General features: G+C 68.2%; 22 protein-coding genes. 9 read left to right on the forward strand and 13 right to left on the reverse strand.

All coding sequences use genetic code 11. The annotated features are described in order from the left end of the window. Positions 1–2: 2 nt before the first annotated feature. From QMZ16_RS14075 to QMZ16_RS14095, 5 genes are read left to right on the forward strand one after another with little or no spacing between them, the layout of a single operon-like run. Positions 3–761 carry an SDR family NAD(P)-dependent oxidoreductase gene (locus tag QMZ16_RS14075; protein WP_282603686.1) on the forward strand — a complete coding sequence of 253 codons (759 nt, stop codon included), beginning with the start codon at positions 3–5 and terminating at the stop codon, positions 759–761. Then, complete coding sequence (locus QMZ16_RS14080; protein WP_282603687.1) at positions 758–1,627, forward strand: polysaccharide deacetylase family protein; 870 nt, start codon at positions 758–760, stop codon at positions 1,625–1,627. Before QMZ16_RS14075 ends, QMZ16_RS14080 begins: the two co-directional genes overlap by 4 nt. Continuing rightward, positions 1,624–3,192: a gamma-glutamyltransferase gene (locus QMZ16_RS14085; RefSeq protein ID WP_282603688.1), complete on the forward strand. Its 1,569-nt coding sequence runs from the start codon at positions 1,624–1,626 to the stop codon at positions 3,190–3,192. Before QMZ16_RS14080 ends, QMZ16_RS14085 begins: the two co-directional genes overlap by 4 nt. Then, positions 3,189–4,145 (forward strand): ABC transporter ATP-binding protein, encoded by a 957-nt coding sequence (locus tag QMZ16_RS14090; RefSeq protein WP_022708316.1) that lies wholly within the window; start codon positions 3,189–3,191, stop codon positions 4,143–4,145. Before QMZ16_RS14085 ends, QMZ16_RS14090 begins: the two co-directional genes overlap by 4 nt. Beyond that, positions 4,142–5,101 (forward strand): ABC transporter ATP-binding protein, encoded by a 960-nt coding sequence (locus QMZ16_RS14095; protein WP_282603689.1) that lies wholly within the window; start codon positions 4,142–4,144, stop codon positions 5,099–5,101. Before QMZ16_RS14090 ends, QMZ16_RS14095 begins: the two co-directional genes overlap by 4 nt. Here QMZ16_RS14095 and QMZ16_RS14100 read toward each other — a convergent pair. Further along, positions 5,098–5,457, reverse strand: a complete 360-nt coding sequence (locus tag QMZ16_RS14100; protein ID WP_282603690.1) for a Rieske (2Fe-2S) protein — start codon at positions 5,455–5,457, stop codon at positions 5,098–5,100. The genes QMZ16_RS14095 and QMZ16_RS14100 overlap by 4 nt on opposite strands. A 31-nt stretch (positions 5,458–5,488) precedes the next feature. Then, on the reverse strand, positions 5,489–6,601 hold the full coding sequence (gene hppD, locus QMZ16_RS14105) for a 4-hydroxyphenylpyruvate dioxygenase (RefSeq protein WP_282603691.1): 1,113 nt from the start codon (positions 6,599–6,601) through the stop codon (positions 5,489–5,491). 129 nt (positions 6,602–6,730) lie between these two features. On the opposite strand from hppD, the gene QMZ16_RS14110 reads away from it, so the two are divergent. Then, entirely contained in the window at positions 6,731–7,192 is a 462-nt protein-coding gene (locus QMZ16_RS14110; protein ID WP_282603692.1) for an Lrp/AsnC family transcriptional regulator, read from the forward strand. Positions 7,193–7,252: 60 nt separating this feature from the next. Here QMZ16_RS14110 and fahA read toward each other — a convergent pair whose 3' ends face one another. Further along, entirely contained in the window at positions 7,253–8,470 is a 1,218-nt protein-coding gene (gene fahA / locus QMZ16_RS14115) for a fumarylacetoacetase (RefSeq protein ID WP_282603693.1), read from the reverse strand. A 136-nt stretch (positions 8,471–8,606) separates the two neighbouring features. Further along, positions 8,607–9,950, reverse strand: a complete 1,344-nt coding sequence (gene hmgA / locus QMZ16_RS14120; protein ID WP_282603694.1) for a homogentisate 1,2-dioxygenase — start codon at positions 9,948–9,950, stop codon at positions 8,607–8,609. A 114-nt stretch (positions 9,951–10,064) separates the two neighbouring features. Between hmgA and QMZ16_RS14125 the strand changes: the two genes are divergently transcribed. Next, a complete protein-coding gene (locus QMZ16_RS14125; RefSeq protein WP_282603695.1) occupies positions 10,065–10,496 on the forward strand; it encodes a MarR family winged helix-turn-helix transcriptional regulator in 432 nt (143 codons plus the stop codon). On the opposite strand, the gene QMZ16_RS14130 is transcribed toward QMZ16_RS14125, so the two are convergent. After that, positions 10,477–11,397 carry a DMT family transporter gene (locus tag QMZ16_RS14130; protein ID WP_282603696.1) on the reverse strand — a complete coding sequence of 307 codons (921 nt, stop codon included), beginning with the start codon at positions 11,395–11,397 and terminating at the stop codon, positions 10,477–10,479. The two genes, QMZ16_RS14125 and QMZ16_RS14130, sit on opposite strands and share 20 nt — an antisense overlap. 152 nt (positions 11,398–11,549) lie before the next feature. Between QMZ16_RS14130 and QMZ16_RS14135 the strand changes: the two genes are divergently transcribed. Beyond that, complete coding sequence (locus QMZ16_RS14135) at positions 11,550–12,806, forward strand: Hsp70 family protein (RefSeq protein ID WP_282603697.1); 1,257 nt, start codon at positions 11,550–11,552, stop codon at positions 12,804–12,806. Positions 12,807–12,811: 5 nt separating this feature from the next. Here QMZ16_RS14135 and QMZ16_RS14140 read toward each other — a convergent pair whose 3' ends face one another. The 3 genes from QMZ16_RS14140 to QMZ16_RS14150 form a co-directional block, all read right to left on the reverse strand. After that, the gene (locus QMZ16_RS14140) at positions 12,812–13,432 is read right to left on the reverse strand and encodes a DUF1826 domain-containing protein (protein WP_282603698.1); all 621 of its coding nucleotides are present in this window, start codon (positions 13,430–13,432) and stop codon (positions 12,812–12,814) included. Continuing rightward, entirely contained in the window at positions 13,429–14,643 is a 1,215-nt protein-coding gene (locus tag QMZ16_RS14145; RefSeq protein WP_282603699.1) for a GTP-binding protein, read from the reverse strand. Before QMZ16_RS14145 ends, QMZ16_RS14140 begins: the two co-directional genes overlap by 4 nt. Before the next feature lie 79 nt (positions 14,644–14,722). Beyond that, positions 14,723–15,688, reverse strand: coding sequence for a sodium-dependent bicarbonate transport family permease (locus QMZ16_RS14150; protein WP_282603700.1), 966 nt, complete (start codon positions 15,686–15,688; stop codon positions 14,723–14,725). Between the two features lie 101 nt (positions 15,689–15,789). Here QMZ16_RS14150 and QMZ16_RS14155 point away from each other — a divergent pair, with 101 nt between their 5' ends. Beyond that, a complete protein-coding gene (locus tag QMZ16_RS14155; protein ID WP_282603701.1) occupies positions 15,790–16,707 on the forward strand; it encodes a hydrogen peroxide-inducible genes activator in 918 nt (305 codons plus the stop codon). On the opposite strand, the gene QMZ16_RS14160 is transcribed toward QMZ16_RS14155, so the two are convergent. From QMZ16_RS14160 to QMZ16_RS14180, 5 genes are read right to left on the reverse strand one after another with little or no spacing between them, the layout of a single operon-like run. Further along, positions 16,697–17,350 carry an aspartate/glutamate racemase family protein gene (locus tag QMZ16_RS14160; RefSeq protein WP_282603702.1) on the reverse strand — a complete coding sequence of 218 codons (654 nt, stop codon included), beginning with the start codon at positions 17,348–17,350 and terminating at the stop codon, positions 16,697–16,699. The genes QMZ16_RS14155 and QMZ16_RS14160 overlap by 11 nt on opposite strands. Before the next feature lie 24 nt (positions 17,351–17,374). Then, positions 17,375–18,349, reverse strand: coding sequence for an oligopeptide/dipeptide ABC transporter ATP-binding protein (locus tag QMZ16_RS14165; protein WP_282603703.1), 975 nt, complete (start codon positions 18,347–18,349; stop codon positions 17,375–17,377). Continuing rightward, a complete protein-coding gene (locus QMZ16_RS14170; RefSeq protein ID WP_022708332.1) occupies positions 18,346–19,338 on the reverse strand; it encodes an ABC transporter ATP-binding protein in 993 nt (330 codons plus the stop codon). Before QMZ16_RS14170 ends, QMZ16_RS14165 begins: the two co-directional genes overlap by 4 nt. Further along, positions 19,335–20,771 (reverse strand): chlorohydrolase family protein, encoded by a 1,437-nt coding sequence (locus QMZ16_RS14175; RefSeq protein WP_282603704.1) that lies wholly within the window; start codon positions 20,769–20,771, stop codon positions 19,335–19,337. The genes QMZ16_RS14170 and QMZ16_RS14175 overlap by 4 nt, the downstream gene beginning before the upstream one ends. Then, the gene (locus tag QMZ16_RS14180) at positions 20,771–21,952 is read right to left on the reverse strand and encodes an amidohydrolase family protein (RefSeq protein ID WP_282603705.1); all 1,182 of its coding nucleotides are present in this window, start codon (positions 21,950–21,952) and stop codon (positions 20,771–20,773) included. The genes QMZ16_RS14175 and QMZ16_RS14180 overlap by 1 nt, the downstream gene beginning before the upstream one ends. Positions 21,953–21,957 lie beyond the last annotated feature (5 nt).

Consider the following 21,957-nt stretch of genomic DNA (forward strand, 5'->3'; position numbering starts at 1 on the left):
GAATGCATTTCGGAACCGCCTTCGAGGGCAAGCGCGTGGTCGTCACCGGTGCCAGCGGCATCATGGGCCGCGCCCTGGCCGACCAGTTCGAGGCCAACGGCGCGATCGTCTGCCGGACCGATCTGAACGTGGACGGGATGCCGGGCTTTGCCGTTGCCGCCGATCTGACCGACGATGCCGGGCTGGACCACCTGCTGGATGCCGTCGCCGCCGAATGGGGCGCGCCGGACGTGGTGATCAACAATGCCGCGCTCTATCCGTCGGCCTTCATGCTGGACATGGAGGTCGCGGATTGGGACCGGATCATGTCCGTGAACCTGCGCGCGCCCTTCGTGCTGACGCGCGGCTTCGCGCTGCAGATGATCGAGGCCGGCGTCAGGGGCAATGTCATCAACATCTCGTCTGGGGCGGCGCGCAAGATGCGGCGCACGATGGTGACCTATTGCATGTCCAAGACCGCGCTGGACCGCCTGACCAAGGGTTTCGCGCTGGAACTGGCCGAATTCGGCATCCGCGTGAACGCGCTGGAACCGGGCTTCGCGGCGGGCAGCGCGGTGTCCAGCCTGCCCAAGGAACATGTCGACCGCGTGATGGCGAACATCCCCCTTGGCCACGAGACCACCGCCGAGGATGTCGGCAATGCCGCGCTGTACCTGGCATCCGACGCGGCCCGTAACGTGACCGGCGCGACCCTGTCGGTCGATGGCGGCAATTCGGCGGGCAGCCTCGACGTCTATCAGGACAAGAAGTCGCCGCTATGATCTGGGCGCCTGCGCCATATCCCTGGCCCGAGGGCAAGCGCGCCGCCGCGTGTTTCAGCGTCGATGTGGACGCGGTCTCGCCCTACCTGTGGGCCACGCGGAACGCACGGCCCGAAACCATCGCCGTGCCCGAACATCGCATGGCGGGGATGCGGCGCGGGCTGTCGCGGATGACCGACATGCTGGCGCGGCTGGACCTGCGCGGCAGCTTCTTCGTGCCGGCGGTCGTCGCGCGCGAGAACCCCGACCTGCTGCCCGGCCTTGTCGAACGCGGCCACGAGATCGCGCTGCATGGCGACTGGCACGAACTGGTCGGCGACATCTCGGACCAGCAGTTCACCGATGCGCTGGAGGGCTCGATCCAGCTGTTCGTCGCGCAGACGGGCCTGCGCCCCGAAGGTTTCCGGTCGCCCGCATGGGAGATGACGCCCCACATGCTGCGCGAGCTGCGGCGTCTGGACCTGTGGGATTCCTCGCTGATGGGCGAGGACGTGCCCTATACCATCGGCGGCGTGACCGAGCTGCCGGTGCGGTGGGATATCGACGACGCGATCTTCTTCAAGTTTCTGGGCGCGGGCGACCGCGCGCCGCGTTCCCATATCGAGATCGGCGAGCGGTGGCAGTCCGAGGCCCGCTCCGCCCGCCGTCACGGCAGCCTGTTCATGCTGACCGTCCATGACTGGATCAGCGGCCGCCCCGCCCGCATCGACATGCTGGAGGATCTGTGGCGCATGATCGCCCACAGCGACGACATCTGGCGCCCCACCTGCGGAGAGCTGGCGCAGCATCATCGCGGCCTGACCGATCAGCCCGATTTTCCGCTGCCGCAGCTTCCCGTCCATACCACCAAGGGATCACCGCAATGAACGAACACCCAGCCATTCGCGGCGGCGCGCAGGCCTGGTCGCTGAGCAAGCCGCAGGTCGCAGGCGCCCGGGGCATCGTCGTGGCCCAGCACCGCGAGGCCGCCCAGATCGGCGCGAACATCCTGTCGCAGGGCGGCAACGCGATGGACGCCGCCATCGCCACCGCGCTGGTGCTGTCGGTGGTCGAGCCTTGGCTGTCGGGCATCGGCGGCGGCGGCTTCCTGCTGCATGCGGCGGCCGATGGAACGGTCGATGCGCTGGATTTCAACCTGATGTCGCCGCAGGGGCTGGACCCCGCCGACTATCCGCTTGCGGGCGGGTCGGACGGCGACTGGTTCGACTGGCCCGCCGTGCGCGACAACCGCAACATCACGGGCGGCTCGTCCATCTGCACGCCGGGGGCGGTCGCGGGCTTTGCCGCGGCGCTGGAACGTTTCGGCACCATGTCCTGGGCCGATATCGTGGCCCCCGCAGCCCAGATCGCGGCCCGTGGCATGACGGTGGACTGGTTCGCGGACCTGGCCTTTGCCGTGGATCGTACGAACCTGTTGGGCAACACGGCGGCGACGATGCTGTTCCTGGACCCCGATCTGCGGCAGCCGCATCCCGATACGGCCTCGGCCACCGTGCTGCCCATGCCGAAGAAGGCCGCCGTCCTGCGCCGACTGGCCCAGCACGGCCCGCGCGAATTCTACGAGGGGGAAACCGCCGACCTGATGTTGCAGGACCTGGCGCAGGTCGGTTCCTGCATCAGCGCCAAGGATCTGCGCGATTACAACGTGGTCTGGCAGAAACCTCAGGTTCAGGATTACCGCGACCGGCAGATCTGCGTCATCCCCGGCCTGTCCGGCGGGCCCAGCCTGCTGCGGGCGCTGTCGCATTTGCAGGACCGCCAGATCGGCACGCTGTCCGATGCGGAACAATCGGCGGCCCATGCCGTCGCCTGCCGCGAGGCCTATGAGTACCGGCTGAAGACGTTGGGCCACGCCGCCGCGACCGAGGATTGCACCAGCCACCTGTCGGTGATCGACGCGCAGGGGAACATGGTGTCGCTGACCAACACGCTGCTGTCGCGCTTCGGGTCCAAGGTCGTGCTGCCGCAGACCGATATCGTGATGAACAACGGCATCATGTGGTTCGATCCGCGCCACGGGCAGCCGAACTCGATCGCGCCGGGGGTCAAGCCGCTGGCCAACATGTCGCCGGTGATCGCGCTGCGCGATGGCCGCCCCGAGATCGCGCTTGGCGCGGCGGGCGGGCGGCAGATCTTCCCGGCGGTGCTGCAGATCCTGTCGCACCTGATCGACCGGGGCGACACGCCCGAAGTCGCGATGGCCCGCCCGCGCATCGATGCCAGCACGGCGACGATCCTGGTGGACCGGCGCGCGGCGGCGGATGTGGCGACCGCGATCAGCGAACATCACCCGGTGCAGCTGACCGACGACACCGTCTATCCGGTGCAGTTCGCGATCCCCTCGCTGGTGCAGGCGGGGCAGGGCGACGGCATGGCGGCGGGCGCCGCGCATCCGGTCAGCCCCTGGGCCGCAGCGGTGGCCGCGCCATGAGCCTGCTGGAGGTCACGGATCTTGCGGTCGCTGCCGGATCGCTGCAACTGGTCGATGGCGTCACGCTGGACGTCCGCCCGGGCGAGGTCGTAGCGCTGGTGGGCGAGAGCGGCTCGGGGAAATCGCTGACGGCGCTGTCGGTGATCGGGCTACTGGCCGACAGCCTGCGCATCACGCGCGGCAGCATCCGCTTCGACGGGGTGCCCGTTCATGGCGCGGGCGGGCAGGACATGGCCGATCTGCGCGGAAACGGGCTGGCGATGATCTTCCAGGAGCCCGTGTCCTCGTTGAACCCGCTGATGCCCATCGGTGCGCAGGTCGCCGAGAGCCTGATCGTCCATGGCCGCGCCTCGGCCGCGGATGCCGCGCAGCAGGCCGTGCGGATGCTGGGCCGCGTGGGCATTCCCGACCCCGAACGCCGGGCGCATCAACTGCCGGCGGAACTGTCGGGCGGGATGTGCCAGCGGGTGATGATCGCGGCAGCGCTGATATCCAGGCCCCGACTGCTGATCGCGGACGAGCCGACGACGGCGCTGGACGTGACCATCCAGGCGCAGATCCTGGACCTGATCCGCGACCTGGCCGAGGAAGAGGGCACCGCCGTCCTGATGATCACCCACGACATGGGGATCGTGGCCGAAATGGCCGACCGCGTCTGCGTGATGTATGGCGGGCGCGTGGTGGAGCAGGGCGACGTGCACGACATCTTCCGCCAGCCGCGCCACCCCTATACCGCGATGCTGCTGCGCACCATTCCGCGCCTTGATCACCCGCCGAAGCAGGAACTGTTCGCCATTCCGGGCAATGTCCCCAGCCCCCGGAACTGGCCGCAGGGCTGCCGCTTCAAGACCCGCTGCGACCGCGCGACGGCGCAATGCGACGCCACGCCCGCCCTGTCCGAGGGCGCGCATCGCGTGGCCTGCTTCCACCCCCTGTCCGAGGGCATGACATGACCGCGCTTCTGGAATTGCAGGACCTCAAGGTGCATTTTCCGGGCAGGGGCGGGCGTTCCGCCCCCGTCACCCGCGCCGTGGACGGGGTCAGCCTGACCATCCACCAGGGCGAGACCGTCGCCGTCGTCGGCGAATCCGGCTGCGGCAAGTCCACGACCGGCAACGCCGCGCTTGGGCTGGCCCCCGTCACGGGTGGCCGCATCCTGTTCGAGGGGCGCGACCTTGCCACCCTGCGCCCGGCCGAGCGTCGCGCCCTGTGGCAGCAGATGCAGGTGGTGTTCCAGGACCCGGTCTCGGCCCTGAATCCGCGCATGTCGATCGCCCGTTCCATCGCCGAACCGCTGGTCATCAACGGCTGGCCAGCCGACAAGGTGCGCGCCCGCGTGGATGAGCTGATGGAGCTGGTCGGCCTGAACCCCGACCAGCGCGACCGCCGCCCCACCGCGCTGTCGGGCGGTCAGCGGCAGCGCGTCGTGATCGCGCGGGCGCTGGCGCTGTCCCCGAAACTGGTGATCTGCGACGAGCCTGTCAGCGCGCTGGACGTGTCCATTCAGAGCCAGATCCTGAACCTGCTGCTGCGGCTGCAGCGCGACCTGGGGCTGAGCTATCTGTTCATCTCGCATGATCTCAGCGTGGTGCGGCATATCGCGGACCGCGTCTGCGTGATGTATCTGGGCATCGTGGTCGAGGAAGGCCCCGTGACCGAGGTCTTCGCGCATCCGCACCACCCCTATACCCGCGCGCTGATCAGCGCGATCCCGCGCCCCGACGTGTCGCGCAGGGATCGCGGGTCGCGCATTCTGCTGAAGGGCGACCTGCCCAGCCCGCTGAACCCGCCCCCGGGCTGCCCCTTCGCCACGCGCTGCCCGAAGGTCATGCCGGAATGTTCCGCCGCGCGTCCGCCCCTGGAACGGATCGGCACGGATCGCAGTGTCCGCTGCATCGCGCCGGACTAGGGGGCGTCGTCGATCACCAGCATGCCCTCCGACAGCAGGACCGGCACGGGGTCCAGCCCGCAATCGGCGCCCTGCACGGCCTGGCCCGTCGTGATGTCGAAGCGCGCGCCATGCGCGGTGCACATCAGCATCGTCCCGTCTGCAGACAGGATGCGGTCGCCGCGATGGTCCAGCGGCAGGTACTGGTGCGGGCAGGCGTTGACATAGGCGCGAAACCCGTCGCCCACCCGCAGGACCAGCAGCGGAAAGCCGCCCCTGTCGCCGCCCACGCGCAGCGACAGGACCGGGTTCACGCGATCGGCCTCGCAGATGCGCGTGCCGGGCTGCGGTGCGGTCGCGTAATCCGTCCAGGCCATGGCCCGATCCCCCTGTCCTGCGGAAGGTGCGTCACTCGGCGGGCGCGGCCGACAGGACGCCGCGACGCACCTGGTCCTCCTCGATCGACTCGAACAGGGCGCGGAAATTCCCCTCGCCGAAGCCGTCATCGCCCTTGCGCTGGATGAACTCGAAGAAGATCGGGCCGATCACCGTCTTGGAAAAGATCTGCAGCAGGATGCGCGTCTCGCCGCCGCCGACCACGCCTTCGCCGTCGATCAGAATGCCATGCTTGCGCATCTGGTCCAGCGGCTCCTCGTGGCCCTTCACGCGGCGATGCGACATCTCGTAATAGGTGTCGGGCGGGCCGGGCATGAACTCCATCCCCGCATCCGCGATCAGGTCGGTCCCCGCATAGATGTCGTCCGAGGCGATGGCGATGTGCTGGATGCCCTCGCCCTTGTATTCGCGCAGGTATTCCTCGATCTGGCTGTGATCGTCGGTGCTTTCATTGATCGGGATGCGGATCTTGCCATCGGGCGAGGTCAGCGCACGGCTGACAAGGCCCGTCTGCTTGCCCTTGATGTCGAAATACTTGATCTCGCGGAAATTGAACGTCTCGTGATAGAACCTGTACCAGGTGTCCATGTTCCCGCGGATCACGTTGTGGGTCAGGTGATCCAGATAGTAGAAGCCGAAGCCTTCGGGGCGGGGGTCGGCCTGGTCCAGCCATTCGTAATCGGCGTCATAGGCGCTGCCCGCATCGCCATAGCGATCGATGAAATACAGAAGCGATCCGCCGATGCCCAGAACGGCCGGCGCCTCGATCGACTTGCCCGGCCCGGTATATTCCGTGGCGCCCAGATCCAGCGCGCGCTGCAGGGCGACCTGCGCATCGACCACGCGCCAGGCCATCGCGGGCGCGCAGGGGCCGTGTTCGGCCACGAAGCCCGCCGCATGCCCCGCCGGATCGGCGTTCAGCAGATAGTTGATATCCCCCTGACGATACAGCGTGATGTCCTTCGTCTTGTGGCGTGCCACCGGCACGAAGCCCATCTGCCGGAAGATCCGATCGAGGATCTCGGGCTGGGGATGGGCGTATTCGACGAATTCGAAACCGTCGGTGCCTGCCGGGTTTGCGGCGCTGATCGTGGCCTTCGGGGCATTGTGCGGAAACGGACCCATGACGCTTTTCCTTCCTGGCAACTGTTGCGATCAGGATGACACGAGCCGCGTGCACGAAGCTTGCATAGTGAATGGCTATGGCAGATGATATGCACGAAACGTGCATGAATTGGCAGAAAGGTGCGCCCGATGAAGCTGGATCGGTTCGATATCGCGATCCTGACCGCATTGCAGCGCGATGGCGCGCTGACGAACGCCGCCCTGGCCGAGATCGTGAAGCTGTCGCCCTCGCAATGCTCGCGGCGGCGGGCGGCCCTGGAAGAGGCCCGCGTGATCGAGGGGTATTCCGCGAGGCTGGGGGCGGCCAAGCTGGGCTATGGCCTGCGGTCCATCGTGCGCGTGAACCTGTCCAGCCACGGCCAGCGGAAAGAGGACGACTTCGCCCGCTTCGTCGCGACGCATCCCCAGATCCGGTCTGCCTTCTCGGTCTCGGGGGATGCCGATTACATCCTGGATGTCAGGGTGCGCGATCTGGATGCCTTTGCCGATTTCGTCCACGCGCATCTTCTGCCGCATCCGCAGGTGTCGCAGGTCAGGTCCGAGATCGTGCTGAAGACCCTTAAGGACGATCAGGGCATCGTGCCGGGCTGATCGTGGCGGAGAAGGCGGGTTCGGTCGCTTCCTTTTCGAAAGTGGCGGCGTTCGCGGTCGTCACTCCTGTGCCGGAAGAATCCTGCCGGTGCATTCGCCAAAGCCCACGCGGTAACCGTTCCCCTGGGCATGGGCATGCAGCGAGACGACATCGCCATCCTCGATGAAGGTGCGGGGGTCGCCGTTCACGGTCACGGGGGTCTTTCCGCCCTCGGTCATCTCCAGCAGGGCGCCGGTCTGGTCGCGCGCAGGCCCCGAGATGGTGCCGCTGCCCAGCAGGTCGCCCACGCGCATCGGGCAGCCCGAGACCGCGTGATGCGCCAGTTGCTGCGCGCTGGAATAATACATGACGTTGTAGTTCGTGCTGCACATCCGCTGACCGTTCATCGACCAGCCGATCCTCAGGTCGTAGAAGCCCGGCCGTTCCTCGTGCAGATAGGGCAGAAGCGGGTTCACCCGCTCGGCCCCCTTGCAGCGGAAGGGCTCCAGCGCGGCCTGCGTCACGATCCACGGGCTGATCGTGGTGCCAAGCGCCTTGGCCTGGAACGGCCCCAGGGGCTGGTATTCCCACGCCTGGATGTCGCGCGCCGACCAGTCGTTCAGCAGGACATAGCCGAAAATCATCCCCTCGGCCTGTTCGACCGAGATGCGCTGGCCCATCGCGCTGTCGGCCCCGACGATGGCCCCCAGTTCAAGTTCCAGATCCAGCCGCCTGCTGGGCGACCAGACGGGGCCGTCCTCGCCCCTGATCTGTCCCATGGGGCGGCGGATATCCGTGCCCGACACCACGACCGAGGATGCCCGCCCGTTATAGCCGATGGGCATGTGGGTCCACTGTTCGGGCAGCGCGTTTTCGGGGCCGCGGAACAGCGCACCGACATTGAAGGCGTGGTTCTTCGAGGCGTAGAAATCCGTGAACTCGGTCACCCGGATCGGCAGGTGCATCGTCGCGTCCGACATCGCGATCAGGGGCAGGTCGGTACTGGCACCCTCGGCCAGCAATGCGGTCAGCCGGGCACGGATGCGGTCCCAGGCGGGGCGCCCAAGCGCGATGAAGTCGTTCAGCTGCGGTCGGGCGAAACTGCCCTTGGCATCCAGAAGCCCGCGTTCCTCGCAGGCGGCCAGGTCCACGATCATCCGGCCGATGGCAACACCGCAGCGCGGCGGGGTGGCCGCGGTCGAGAAGACGCCGAAGGGCAGGTTCTGGATCGGGAACTCGCAGTCGGGATCGTTCGCGTCAGTGACCCAGCTGCGCATCGGCATGTCCGTCCTGATCATGTTTCATGCCTCCACGTTCTTCTTGTTGTCGGCGGACTGCCCCATGAGATGTCGCCTGTATGCCTTTGATCGGGAATGCGCAGGTCCGGATCATACATCACGCCGATCCGGTCGCGTCACCGCACGGCGCGACGCTTCACTTGTTCCCCGGTGTCCCGTCGAACTTCTTCTCGAGCCGGTCCCAGACGTCGATGTACTCTTCCTGCATGGGGGCTTCGCGGGCGGCGTAATGCGTCAGGTGCTGGGGGAAGCGGGTCTCGAACATGAAGCTCATGGTGTTGTCCAGCTTCTCGGGCTTCAGCTCGGCATTGCTTGCGCCCTCGAACGCCTCGCGGTCGGGGCCGTGGGGCAGCATGCAGTTGTGCAGGCTGATCCCGCCCGGCGCGAAGCCCTGCGGCTTGGCGTCATAGATGCCGTGGATGTTTCCCATCAGCTCGGACATGATGTTCTTGTGATACCAGGGCGGGCGGAAGCTGTGCTCGGCCACCATCCAGCGGTCGCGGAACAGCACGAAGTCGATATTGGCGGTCCCCTCCTGTCCCGAAGGCGCGGTCAGCACGGTGAAGATCGACGGGTCGGGATGGTCGAACAGGATCGCACCGACCGGCGAATATGTCCGAAGATCATACTTGTAGGCGCAATAGTTGCCGTGCCACGCGACGATGTCCAGCGGGCTGTGACCGATCCAGGTCTCGTGGAACTGGCCGCACCATTTGATGACCACGCGGGACCGGACCTCGCGGTCCTCGAAGGCCGCGACGGGGCATTTGAAGTCGCGCGGGTTCGCAAGGCAGTTCGCGCCGATCGGCCCGCGATGGGGCAGGTCGAACTTCTGGCCGTAATTCTCGCAGACGAAGCCGCGGCAGGGGCCGTCCAGAACCTCGACGCGGTACACCAGCCCGCGCGGGATAATGGCGATCTCCTGCGGTTCCAGCTCGATCACGCCCAACTCGGTGCAGAAGCGCAGGCGGCCTTCCTGCGGGACGACCAGCAGTTCGCTGTCGGCCGAGAAGAAATACTCGTCCTCCATCGAGCGGGTGACCAGATAGACATGGCTGGCCATGCCGACCTGGATGTTCACGTCGCCCGCCGTGGTGATCGTGCGCATCCCGGTGATCCAGGTCAGATCCTCGTCCGGGACGGGGATGGGGTCCCACCGGTACTGCCCAAGGCTGGTGACGTTCGGCAGGACGTTCGGCGCGGTCTTCCAATAGGGGATGTCGATGGGCGAAAACCGCCCCGTGTGATGGACCGAGGGGCGGATGCGGTAACACCATGTCCGCTCGTTCTGGCCGCGCGGCGCGGTGAAGGCCGTCCCCGACAGCTGTTCGGCATAGAGCCCGTAATTGCATTTCTGCGGGCTGTTCTGGCCCTGCGGCAGCGCGCCGGGCAGGGCCTCGGTCTCGAAATCGTTGCCGAAGCCGGGCATGTAGCCGGCGACCGTGCCGGTCGGCCCCGGAGGCATCCGCTGAACCGTCATGGCCTTCTCCTCCGCGACCGTTTCGTTGCGATTGCAATGAAAATATCGTTGAGGATGCAATGATGTCAAGCGGCGCGGGCGGTGCTAGGCTGCGGCGATCACCAACGGCCCGAGATGCGCATGTCCTTCGACCTCGACGAATTCCTGCCCTATCAACTGAGCGTGGCGGCGGCGAAGATCAGCCGCAGCTTTGCCGAGATCTATCGCGCCGAGGCCGGGCTGACGATTCCCGAATGGCGGGTCATGGCGCATCTGCACCGCTCGGGTCCGGTCAGCGTGCGCGACATCACCGCCCGCGTGCATCTGGACAAGAGCATCGTCAGCCGTGCGGCCTCGAAGCTGGAGGGGGGCGGCCTGATCTCCAGCCAGCCGCACGAGACCGACCGCAGGTTGGTGGTGCTGGAACTGACGCCGGAAGGAAAGGCGCTGATGCGGCGCCTCGGCCGGATCGCGGATGATTTTCAGGCGCGGCTGCTGCGCGACCTGGGGCCGGATGCGGCACCCCTGCAAAGCGCGCTGCGCCGCATCATCGACGGGGTGCCCTGACCGCCGGTGCCGCCGCGCCGACCTGCCTGCCCCGCCACATGATGAACAGGCCCGATGCCAGGATCAGCACCGACCCGAGCAGCATCGAGGGGCGCAACTCCTCGCCAAAAATGGCGATGCCGAAGCCGATGCCGAACAGCAGGCGGCAGTAGCGGAAGGGCGTGACGGCCGACACCTCGCCCGTGCGCATCGCCTTCATCAGGCAGGAATAGGCGCAGACCCCCGCCATGACAGCACCCGCCACGAACAGCGCAGATCGCAGGTCGGGGCGGGGCAGGGCATCGCCTTGCCAGACCGCGATCAGCGTGCCCGCGACGACCACCGACAGGAAACCATAGAGCCCGAGGATCGAGGTTCCGACCGTGCGCGGCGCCGCGCGGCTGGCAAGGTCGCGCCCGGCAAAGCCCAGCATCCCCACCACCGCCAGCAGCGACAGCGCCGAGAAGCTGTCCGCCCCCGGCTGCACGATCACTAGGACGCCCGCCATCCCGATCAGGATCGCGACCCACCTGCGCCAGCCCACGCGCTCGCCGAATATCATGGCCGCGCCCGCGACGACGACCAGCGGCGTCGCCTGCAGGATCACGGTGGCCACCGACAGCGGGATCGTCGCCAGCGCCAGCACGAAGAACAGGCGGGCGACCACCTCGGAGACCATGCGGAAGCGCATCGCGGGTGCCAGCACGTCCGGCGTGAACAGCGGCTCGTGGTTGAGGCGCGCGACGATGGCGAAGATCGCGGCGCCGCCAAGCCCGAACATGATCAGGATCTGCCCGACCGGCAGGACCTGCGCGGCACCCTTGACGAAGGCATCCTCGACCGCGAAGCCCGCCATCGCGGCGATCATCCACAGCGCGCCGGTGACGTTCGCGCTGCGCGCGTCGGGAATGTCGGTGATCATGGTCTGCCCCCCTCGCGCGGTCCGTCTTGCGCGATCCTCGGGCGGATTGGTGCCTGTCACACCGGACGGGGTCAATGCGAAAGCGTCGCGCTTGACTTCGCGCGGGGTGGGGCGTAGTGCGCGATCCCTCTCGCGGGACAAGGATGACGGGCATGGCGGATCTTGGGCTGGGTGTGGATTTCGGCACCTCGAATTCGGCGGCGGGCTTCCTGCACGACGGCACGCCCCGGCTGATCCGGCTGGAGAAGGACCGCGAGGCGATGCCCACCACCTTCTTCTTCGACCGCGCGTCGCGGCGGACCCTGATGGGCGAGGCCGCCAACCGCGCCCTGCTGGAGGGGCAGGAGGGCCGCTTCATGCGCGCGCTGAAACGCGTGCTGGGCACCAGCCTGATGCACGAGAAGCGCCAGATCCTGGGCGAGCGCGTCAGCTTCGTGGATATCATCGCCCGCATCCTGACCCGCATCAGGGAACAGGCCGAGGCCGAGGCGGGCCGTCCCTTCGACCGCGTGCTGTCGGGCCGCCCCGTCGTCTTTCACGGCCAAGGTGACCCCCGAGAGGCGCAGGCCGAGGCCGATCTGCGCGAATGCTACCTTGCGGCGGGCTTCCAGGATGTGCGCTTCATGGCCGAACCCGAGGCCGCGGCGATCGCCAGCGGGGGGCTGCGCGATGCGAAGATGGCCGGGCTGATCGTCGATATCGGGGGCGGCACGTCCGATTTCTCGGTCTTTCGCGGACAGGGGCGCGACATCCGCATTCTTGCCAATCACGGCGTGCGGATCGGGGGCACGGATTTCGACCGCTCGATCAGCATCGACCACGTGATGCCCGCGCTTGGGCGTGGCGGTCAGCTGCGGCTGGCCATGGGCGAGGGGCAGTCGCCGGTCCCGAACGCCATCTTCAACGACCTTTCCACGTGGGAGAAGATCCCCTTCCTCTATACCCCCCAGACCCTGCGCCGCGTGGACGAGATGCTGCGACTGGCGCATCGCCCCGACCACCTGTCGCGCCTGCACACCGTCATCGAGGACGAGCTGGGCCACGACGTGGCCTTCGCGGTCGAGGCGGGCAAGATCGCCGCGAATGACGGTGCCGACGCCCCCCGGATCGACCTGTCCGAGATCGAGCGCGCGCTGAGCCTGCCGCTCAGCCGCGCCGACATGGCCGCGAGCCTTGCCGCCCATTCCGACGCCCTGCGGACCGGCGCCGAGGAGACGCTGGCCCGCGCGGGGCTTCGTGCGTCGGGTATCGGCAAGGTCGTCTATGTCGGCGGGTCCAGCCTGATGTCCTTCGTGCCGGATACGATGCGGGACCTGTTCCCCGACGCCGAGCATTCCTTCAGCGAGGTGTTCGACGCGGTGGCGACGGGGCTTGCGATCGCCGCTGCCGACGACCGCAACTTCGCCTGAACGGCTCAGCCCTCGGCTTCGGGGTCGGTGACGGGATCCAGCACCAGCAGCAGGCGCGTCTCGCCGCTGCCCTGGATCGAAGGAGAGCGGTGGCGAAGCCCGCGATCGGGCAGGGGCGGCCACAGCGTTCCCCGCATCACGAAGGGCGAGCCTGCGGGGACCGTCGCGACGTGTTGCGGCTCGTCCCCGTCCGCCAGCCCGTATTGCGTTCCCGTCCCGCGATAGGTGCAGACCAACCGTGCGGTCACCCGGTCCGCGTGGAACCGGCGGCAGGCATCGGTCGCGATCACGTCCAGCCGCAGCCGCAGCCAGGCCGTGCCCATCGTCGCGCCGAAGACCCGCGCGCATTCCGCGATGTCGTCGATCAGCCAGCGGCGCTCGGGGCCATCGGGCGTCAGCGCGGCATCGCAGGCCGCGGTCACCGCCGCGCGGGCGCCCTCGGGCCGGACCAGCATGCGGGCGCGGGGCAGCTGCGCGGGGTCCAGCCCCTCGATCCAGTCGCGGAACGGGGCCGGACGGTCGCGCAGCCAGATCAGCGCCGCGGTATCGTTCGCCGCGATGCGCGCGATGCCATCCGCCTCGGCCACGATGGCCACGCCGGGCATGGGGGCTGCATGCACCGTCATGCCGCGGCCATGCCCCATGCCGGGAACGGATCGGGCAACCGTGGCAGCGCGTCCGGGCCGGGGGCCAGGTGCTCGGGCACAAGGGCCTGATCCAGGCGGGCCTTCAGCGCGGGCCAGTCGATACCCGTCCCGATGAAGACGATCTCTTGCCGCCGGTCGCCCCACGGCTCGATCCAGTGGCGGGCGAAATATTCGCGCGCACCGTCGCCGGTCGGACGGCGTTCCTCGGGGACCGAGGCCCACCACTGCCCAAGCGGCGTGATCGAGGACAGCGCACCGGCAAGCGAGAATTCGGCCAGCCAGTCCGGGCGCGTGGCGATCCAGAAATGCCCCTTGGCGCGGATAACGCCGGGCAGGCGGCCGTTCAGCAGCGCGTGAACCTTTGCCGGATCGAAGGGCTGCCTTGCACGATAGACGAAGGACGCGACGCCGTATTCCTCGGTCTCGGGGGTGTGGTCGGCAAAGCCGTAAAGCTCCTTGGCCCACATCGGATGTTCATGCGCGCGGTCGAAGTCGAACAGCCCCGTATCGAGGATGTCTGCGGGGCGAACCTCGGAGCGGTCGGTCTCGATGATGCGGGCATCGGCGTTCAACGCGCGGATGATCTTGCGGGCGGCATCGGTGCGTTCGGGACCGGCATCGGTGACCTTGTTCAGCACGATCACGTCCGCGAATTCGATCTGGTCGGTCAGCAGGTGGACCAGCGTGCGCTCGTCCCCCTCGCCCGCGACCTCGCCCCGGTCATGCAGGAAGTCGTGGCTGGAGAAGTCGTTGAGCAGGTTCACCGCATCGACCACCGTCACCATCGTGTCCAGACGCGACACATCGGACAGGCTGTGGCCGTCCTCGTCGCGGAAATCGAAGGTCGCGGCGACCGGCAGCGGTTCGGAGACGCCGGTGGATTCGATCAGCAGGTAATCGAAGCGTCCTTCTTCGGCCAGCTTGCGGACCTCCTGCAGCAGGTCGTCGCGCAGCGTGCAGCAGATGCAGCCGTTCGTCATCTCGACCAGGGTCTCGTCCGTCTGGCTGAGATTTCCACCGCCGTCGCGGACGAGGTCGGCGTCGATGTTCACCTCGGACATGTCGTTCACGATGACCGCCACGCGGCGGCCTTCGCGGTTGTTGAGGACGCGGTTCAGCAGCGTCGTCTTGCCCGCCCCGAGGAACCCCGAGAGGACGGTGACGGGCAGGCGCGTGTCGATGGCAGGCATGGTCGGACCTTGTAGTTACGTTATACTATAACATATACGCGGGCGCACGCCGCGTGCAACCCGCCAAATGGCTGGCGGGTCAGACCAGCCCCGCCAGCCACAGGTACAGCGGCAGCCCGACCGTGATGTTGAAGGGGAACGTCACCCCAAGCGACAGCGTCAGATAGATGCCGGCCTCGGCGCGGGGCAGGGCGACCTTCATCGCCGCCGGGACCGCGATGTAGGATGCCGATGCCGACAGGACCATCAGCAGGAACAGGCTGCCCGTCTGCAACCCGATGGCGCTGCCCAGGCCCATCGCCAGAAGCGCCCCGATCACCGGCATGACCAGCCCGAAGGCGAACAGCCCGGCGCACAGCAGATGCCGGTTGCGCAGCAGGCTGCGCCCCGCCGACAGGCCCATGTCCAGCAGGAACAGGCACAGGATCCCGGTGAAAGGTGTGACGACGAAGGGCGCGATCATCTGCATGCCCTTGTCCTGCGTCAGCGCACCGATGACGAAGGCGCCGGTCAGCAGCACGATGGATCCGTTGGCGAACAGCTCTCGCGCGGGGACGCGCCTTGCGCCGCCTTCGTAACCGAAGCGCTGCGCGATCCACAGCGCGGACAGGATGGCGGGCACCTCCATCGTCGCGGCGACGGCGACCATGTAGCCGTCCGAGGCGATGCCCGTCAGGTCCAGCAGGCTGGATGCCGCCACGAAGGTCACGATCGAGATCGACCCGTAATGCCCCGCCACCGCGGCGGCGTTCAGCGGGTCCAGCCGCGTCATGCCGCGCAGCAGGCCATAGGCGATGAACGGGATCGCGAATGACAGGACTAGGCCCGCCGCGATCGCGGTGAACAGTTCGGCGTCCAGCCCGTTCTTCGCCAGGCTGTTGCCGCCCTTGAAGCCGATGGCCAGCAGCAGGTACAGCGACATGAACTTGGCCGCGCCCTCGGGGATGGACAGGTCGCTGCGGACGAAGGCGGCCAGCAGGCCGAGGGCGAAGAACAGGATCGTGGGCACCATCAGGTTGCCGATCAGGCTGTCGAGGATCTGCATCGTTTTCGGACCTTGCACGAGGGGGTTTCGCGCCTGTTGCCCGGTTTCGTGACATAGCTTAAATACAAATCAATGCGCCGTTCTATAACTTGGGGATATGAATGCGCCCGACCCTTCGCCAGATGGAATATGTCGTGACGGTCCATCAGCTGGGCAGCTTCGGCCTTGCAGCCGAGATGCTGCATGTCAGCCAGCCCAGCCTGTCGAACCAGATCGCCGCGGTCGAGACCGATCTGGGCGTACGCCTGTTCGAGCGGGGCCGCAGCGGCGCGCAGGCCACCGCGCGGGGCCTGGAATTCGTGACCCGCGCCCGCCGCATCCTGTCCGAGGTCGCGGCCCTGCGTGCCACGATGCTGTCGGACCTGCCCTTCGGCGGGCGTCTGCGGCTGGGGGTGCTGCCCTCGATCGGGCCGTACCTGCTGCCGCAGGCGATGAAGGCGCTGCATGACGACCAGCCCGACCTGCGCGTGATCGTGCGCGAGGAAAACACGCTCAGCCTGGACGAGGGGGTCCGCAATGGCCGCTTCGACGCGATCATCTCGACCCCCGAGGATCACCCAAACACCTTCCAGTACCCGCTGTTCGTGGAACCGCTGTGGGTTGCGGTGGCCCCGAACCATCCGCTGGCAGACAGGGGACGGGTGACCGCGCCCGACCTCGCCGGACAGCGGCTGCTGACGCTGGATACCGGGCACAGGCTGGCGCGCATCGTCTATGGCCTTGCGGGCGCCAGCGGCGCGATGGTGTCGGACGATTACGAGGGCACGAGCCTCGATTCCATCGTGCTGATGGCCGCGACCGGCGCGGGCATCGGCATCCTGCCGGACCTGTTTGCGCGACGCCAGGGCGTCCACCGGACCGAGGTTCGCGTCATGCCGCTGGCCATGCCGGGTGCGGACCGGACGATCAGCCTGATGCTGCCCAAGGACCGGTCCGCGACGCTGTCGCGCGAACTGGCCGCGATCCTGCGGGGCGCGGCAGGTGGGCTGGGGCTGCAGGTGGTGCCGCTCAGTCCCTGATTGTCAGGGCCATCACCTGCGCAAGATGCGCGGCGGCGACGACCCCGTCGACCAGCACCGCATCGGTGTCGCGGCCCAGTTCCGGGCGCAGGGCCGACATGCCCGCGCAGCCCAGCACGATGGCGCGCGCGCCGCCCCGCGCCGTGTCCGCGATCACGCGCGACAGGCGATCGCGGACCTGCGGGCCGCCCTTCTCGACCTCCAGCACGGGGATCCCGGATGCGACGACGCCCATGCAAGCATCCGCGTGGCCATAGGCCGCGACATTGGCCCGGATCACGGGGACCGACACGTCCAGCGTCGTCACGATCCCGAAGCGCCCGCCATGCAGCGCGGCCAGCGCCATCGCGGCCTGACCGATACCGATGACCGGGCAATGCGCCGCATCGCGCAGGCGGTCCAGACCGGTATCGTCGAAGCAGCCGATGACGATGGCATCGACTGCGGCGGCCTGCGCCTTGGGCAGCAGCGCCATCAGGCCCGCGACAGCGGCGGCGCCATCCTCGGGGCCCTGGATCGCGGCCGGGCCGTCATGGTTCGTCCAGCCCAGCAGCTCGGTGCCGGGCAGGGCGTTGCGGGCGACCTCGACCATGCTGTCGGTCATGGCCTGGGTCGAGTTCGGGTTCAGGAACAGAAGCCGCATCATCGTGCCTGCCGCCCGCATCGCTCAGGGTGCATCGGCGGCGTTCCTTTCGGCGGCAAAACACGCGACGCGGCGGTCCAGCACCTCGGCGCGGCGCGTGGGGCGTTCGGTGCGGCAGCGGTCGAAGGCCAGCGGACAGCGCGGATGGAAGCTGCAACCGGAGGGGGGCGACACGGGCGAGGGGACCTCTCCGCCCATGGCGGTGCGGTCGCGCTTGGGGGCCTCCAGATCCGGGATCGTGTCCAGCAGCAGCCGCGTATAGGGGTGCAGCGGGCGCGCGAACAGGTCGGCGGTCGGCTGGATCTCGACGATGCGGCCCAGATACATGACCGCGATGACATCGGCCATGTGCCGCACCACGCTGAGATCGTGGCTGATGAACAGATAGGTCAGGCCCATCTCCTTCTGCAGCCGCTTCATCAGGTTCAGCACCTGCGCCTGCACCGACACGTCCAGCGCCGAGGTCGGCTCGTCGCAGACGAGGAATTCGGGCTCGCCCGCCAGGGCCCGCGCGATCGAGATGCGCTGACGCTGCCCGCCCGAGAATTCATGCGGGAATTTCGACCCGTCCGCTGCCGAAAGCCCCACGATCTGCAGCAGCTCGTCCACGCGGGCGTTGACGGCCGCATCTGGCGTGGCGGGGCGCAGGGTGCGTAGCGGCTCGGCGATGATGCGGCCCACGCGCCAGCGCGGGTTGAGGCTGGCGAAGGGGTCCTGGAAGATCATCTGCAGCCGGTCGCGGTCGCCGTGAAACCGGATGCTGCCGCCCGACGGCGCGTGAAGGCCGGTGACCAGCTTGGCGATGGTGCTCTTGCCGCAGCCGCTCTCGCCCACCAGGGCAAGGGTCTGGCCGCGCTGGATGATGAAATCCACCCCGTCCACGGCATGCAGCGTCCGGCGGGGCTTGCGCTCGATCATGCGGTTCAGCCAGGGGGCCGACACGTCGAAGCGGCGTTCGAGGGCGTCCACCTCGAGGATGGCGTTCGGGCGGATGTTCATGCGGCTTCTCCGTGATCGACAGTGCCGGTGCGGGGCAGCCAGCAGGCGGCGCCGGTGGAGGCCCCGGCCGGAATGCGCGGGACCTCGGCGCGGCAGCGGGGGCCGGCATGGGCGCAGCGCGGGTTGAAGGCGCAGCCCTGCGGGATCGCGTTCAGGCGCGGCATCGCGCCGGGGATCATCTGCAATTCCTCGACATCCTTGCGCAGCGACGGGATCGAGCCCATCAGCCCCGCGGTATAGGGATGGCTGGGGCGGCGCACGACATCCTCGACGCTGCCGATCTCGGCCAGGCGGCCCGCATACATGACCGCCACGCGATCGGCGGTTTCCGCGATCACGCCCATGTCGTGCGTGACCAGCATCACCGCAGTCCCGCGCTCGCGGCAGAGGCGCTTCAGCAGCGCGGTGATCTGGGCCTGGATCGACACGTCCAGCGCGGTCGTCGGCTCGTCCGCGACGATCAGTTCGGGTTCCGCGCACAGCGCCAGCGCGATCACGATGCGCTGCCGCATCCCCCCCGAGAACTGGTGCGGATAGCTGTCGATCCGTTCCTCGACCGCCGGGATGCCCACCTCGCGCATCAGGTCCTTGGCGCGTTCGCGGGCCTGGTTCCGGTCCAGGTCGGTATGCAGGCGGATCGTCTCGACCAGCTGGTCGCCCACGCGGAACAGCGGGTTCAACGAGGTCAGCGGGTCCTGGAAGATCGCGCCGATGCGGCGACCGCGCACGGATTGCATCGCGCGGTCGTCGAGGTCGTCGATCCGGTCGCCCGACAGGTGGATGCTGCCCGCGGCGATGCGGCCCGGCGGTTCCAGCAGGCCCAGGATCGACATGCCGGTCATCGACTTGCCCGCGCCGGATTCCCCGACCATTCCCAGGATCTCTCCCCGGCGGATCTGCAACGAGATGTCGTCGACCGCGGTCAGCACGCCCTTGCGGGTTGGAAATTCGACGCGCAGGTTCCGCACGTCCAGGACGACATCGCTCATGGGGCGACCCTCTCGTAGCTGGGGGTGAAGATTTCGCCGACCGGCGGGTGGCCGACCGTCCGGTCGGGATAGCGGGCGATCAGCCCGTCGAACTGCGCCTGGGCACGGGCCGCGTCGGCACGGGCGTCGATGCCGGGGATGACGCCGCCCGCCATCACGTGGCGACCGTCGATGAAGACGTCCCGCACGTCCCGGCCGGACCCCGAGGTCATCAGCGTCTGCACCGGATCGGGGGTGCACAGCGCACCGCGCAGGTCGATGACCGCGATATCGGCCTTCGCGCCCGGCTCGATCCGGCCCAGATCGTCGCGGCCCAATGCTCGCGCGCCACCAAGCGTTGCGGCGTCGAACATCTCCTCGGACCTGATCGCGGTGCCACCTGCCGCGATGCGGGCGGTCATCATGCCGATCTGCATGTTCAGGATCATGTCGGCGGGGTGGGTGTCGGTGCCCAGCCCGATATTGATCCCCTGTGCGCGGCACGAGGGGAAGCTGCCCAGCAATCCGCCATGCCGCGCGGCGACCAGCGGGCAGTGGACCAGCGTTGCGCCCGCACCCGCGATCAGGTCGAACTCCGCGTCCGTCGCATGTGTGCCGTGGGGCAGCAGCCAGTTCCCGCGCAGCGCGTCGATGCGGTGCAGCCACTCGATCGGGCCGCAGCCATGCTGTTCGCGGACCAGGCGCAGCTCGGTCGGGGACTGGGCGCAATGCTGGCGGACCGGGGCGCCCATCTCGTGGGCGATGTCGGCGGTGCGGCGCAGCAGGTCGGCGGTGCAGGTCTCGATCCGGTCGGGGGCGAACATCGCGCGCACCAGGCCGCCCGCCGCGCCGTCGATGCGGGCGGCGAATTCGGCGGCATCCGACAGGCCGGCCATGCCGCGCGCCTCGTCGAAGACGGCGCGGATATTGCCCTGGTCATCCGTTACCTGCCCGCCCGTGCGATAGGCCGGCCCCAGGTAGACGCGCAGCCCCAGATCGGCGGCGGCCCCGGCGGCCGCGTCGAATTCGGCCACCGTCTCGGCCCACTCGCGATAGAACAGCGAGGCGATGGGCAGCGCGGTCGTGATGCCGTTGCGGATCAGTTGCGCGAAGGCGTGGCGCTTCTGGAATGCCAGCTCGTCGGGGGAATACATCTCGTAGGGGCCGCGCGCGACATAGGTTTCGGGCCAGACGCGGCCCTTGCGCCATGCGGGCCAGTTGTCGAAGCCCAGGATCGTCGTGTCGAGATCGGACAGCGCGTCCAGATCGACGAAGCCGGGCGAGATCACGGCCTGGCCATAGTCGATGCGGCGGGCGACCTCGCCCTCGAATCCGCGACCGACATGCAGGACGCGGTCGCCCTCGATCACGACCTGCGCGTTCTCGTGGACGACATGGCGCCCGTCGCGGTGGCCGATGACCCAACGGGCCTGCAGAAGCGTGCGGTCCGCCATCAGGGTGCCTCGATCACGCAGGTGCCGTCGCGGGCGATGACGTTGCCGCCCTTCAGGACCAGCTTGCGCGGGGTGTGGGTCACGACGCCCTCGGCCAGAGTCTCTCCGCCGATCAGGACGCAGTCGGCGCGGCAGCCGGGTTCCAGGCCATAGCCCTCGGCCCCCATGATCGCGGCCCCGCCGCGGGTGCAGATGTCCAGGGCCAGCTCGACCTCGTCGTCGCGGCGCAGGTTGTTGCGCATGCCGATCTGCATGGCCTTTTCCAGCATGTCGGAATTGCCATAGGGGCCCCAGGTGTCGCGGATCCCGTCGCAGCCTGCGCCGGTCAGGATGCCCATCGCATGCAGCTCCTTGACCGCCGGGACGGGGGCCGATGCGGGGGCGGTGGTCAGGATGTGGATGCGGTTCCGCGCCAGCCTCTCCTGCAGGGCGGCGACCTGCGCGCGATCCGGCGCGCCCAGGCAGAACGCATGGGATATCGACACGAGCCCCTGCATGCCCGCAGCCTCGGTCCGGTCGATGATCTCCTCCATCGAGAACCAACCCAGGGCGTCGCGCTCATGCAGATGGATGTCGATGGGCTTGCCGTGCTTCTGGGCAAGGTCGAAGACGGTATCCAGATGCCCCTTGGGGTCGTGCTCCATCCCGCAGGGGTCGATCCCGCCCACGAGGTCCGCGCCCATGGCCAGCGCCTCGTCCATCAGCTCGGCCGTGCCGGGGCGGGTCATCATGCCCGATTGCGGAAAGGCCACGATCTGGATGTCCACCATCCCGGCCAGCTTCTCGCGCGTGGCCATCACGCCCTCGATCCCGGCCAGGCCGTGATGGGTGTCCACGTCCACATGGCTGCGGATATGCGTGCAGCCATGAGACATCGCCAGGATCGCGTGGCGTTCGCTCTGGATGCGCGGATCCAGCCCGAGCGAGACCTTCACCTCGCGCTCGTTGTCGATCTTGTCGATCAGGCGGGGGCCGACCTCGTTGCGGTACCAGGGCAGGCCCAGCAGCGACTTGTCGAGGTGGGTATGCGCCTCGACCAGGCCGGGGATCAGGATGCTGCCGCCGCAATCGATCACCTGCGCATCGGCGGGCGCCGACGCGACGAAGCGGCCTTCCGCGACATGCAGGTCGGTGACGGGGCCACCCATCGGGCGGACGTTCTTGAGGGTCTTGCTGGTCACTTGGA

The organism is Paracoccus sp. PARArs4 (genome assembly GCF_947311865.1).
Lineage (GTDB): Bacteria > Pseudomonadota > Alphaproteobacteria > Rhodobacterales > Rhodobacteraceae > Paracoccus > Paracoccus zeaxanthinifaciens.

Coding starts and splice junctions, on each gene's coding strand:
- hmgA (WP_282603694.1), bottom strand. CDS start 9,950: ATGACGGTTCAGCGGATGCCTCCGGGGCCGACCGGCACGGTCGCCGGC.
- QMZ16_RS14135 (WP_282603697.1), top strand. CDS start 11,550: ATGGCGGATCTTGGGCTGGGTGTGGATTTCGGCACCTCGAATTCGGCG.
- QMZ16_RS14125 (WP_282603695.1), top strand. CDS start 10,065: ATGCGCATGTCCTTCGACCTCGACGAATTCCTGCCCTATCAACTGAGC.
- QMZ16_RS14075 (WP_282603686.1), top strand. CDS start 3: ATGCATTTCGGAACCGCCTTCGAGGGCAAGCGCGTGGTCGTCACCGGT.
- fahA (WP_282603693.1), bottom strand. CDS start 8,470: ATGATCAGGACGGACATGCCGATGCGCAGCTGGGTCACTGACGCGAAC.
- QMZ16_RS14100 (WP_282603690.1), bottom strand. CDS start 5,457: ATGGCCTGGACGGATTACGCGACCGCACCGCAGCCCGGCACGCGCATC.
- hppD (WP_282603691.1), bottom strand. CDS start 6,601: ATGGGTCCGTTTCCGCACAATGCCCCGAAGGCCACGATCAGCGCCGCA.
- QMZ16_RS14155 (WP_282603701.1), top strand. CDS start 15,790: ATGCGCCCGACCCTTCGCCAGATGGAATATGTCGTGACGGTCCATCAG.
- QMZ16_RS14095 (WP_282603689.1), top strand. CDS start 4,142: ATGACCGCGCTTCTGGAATTGCAGGACCTCAAGGTGCATTTTCCGGGC.
- QMZ16_RS14165 (WP_282603703.1), bottom strand. CDS start 18,349: ATGAACATCCGCCCGAACGCCATCCTCGAGGTGGACGCCCTCGAACGC.
- QMZ16_RS14085 (WP_282603688.1), top strand. CDS start 1,624: ATGAACGAACACCCAGCCATTCGCGGCGGCGCGCAGGCCTGGTCGCTG.
- QMZ16_RS14110 (WP_282603692.1), top strand. CDS start 6,731: ATGAAGCTGGATCGGTTCGATATCGCGATCCTGACCGCATTGCAGCGC.
- QMZ16_RS14080 (WP_282603687.1), top strand. CDS start 758: ATGATCTGGGCGCCTGCGCCATATCCCTGGCCCGAGGGCAAGCGCGCC.
- QMZ16_RS14090 (WP_022708316.1), top strand. CDS start 3,189: ATGAGCCTGCTGGAGGTCACGGATCTTGCGGTCGCTGCCGGATCGCTG.
- QMZ16_RS14175 (WP_282603704.1), bottom strand. CDS start 20,771: ATGGCGGACCGCACGCTTCTGCAGGCCCGTTGGGTCATCGGCCACCGC.
- QMZ16_RS14170 (WP_022708332.1), bottom strand. CDS start 19,338: ATGAGCGATGTCGTCCTGGACGTGCGGAACCTGCGCGTCGAATTTCCA.
- QMZ16_RS14140 (WP_282603698.1), bottom strand. CDS start 13,432: ATGACGGTGCATGCAGCCCCCATGCCCGGCGTGGCCATCGTGGCCGAG.
- QMZ16_RS14150 (WP_282603700.1), bottom strand. CDS start 15,688: ATGCAGATCCTCGACAGCCTGATCGGCAACCTGATGGTGCCCACGATC.
- QMZ16_RS14145 (WP_282603699.1), bottom strand. CDS start 14,643: ATGCCTGCCATCGACACGCGCCTGCCCGTCACCGTCCTCTCGGGGTTC.
- QMZ16_RS14130 (WP_282603696.1), bottom strand. CDS start 11,397: ATGATCACCGACATTCCCGACGCGCGCAGCGCGAACGTCACCGGCGCG.
- QMZ16_RS14160 (WP_282603702.1), bottom strand. CDS start 17,350: ATGCGGCTTCTGTTCCTGAACCCGAACTCGACCCAGGCCATGACCGAC.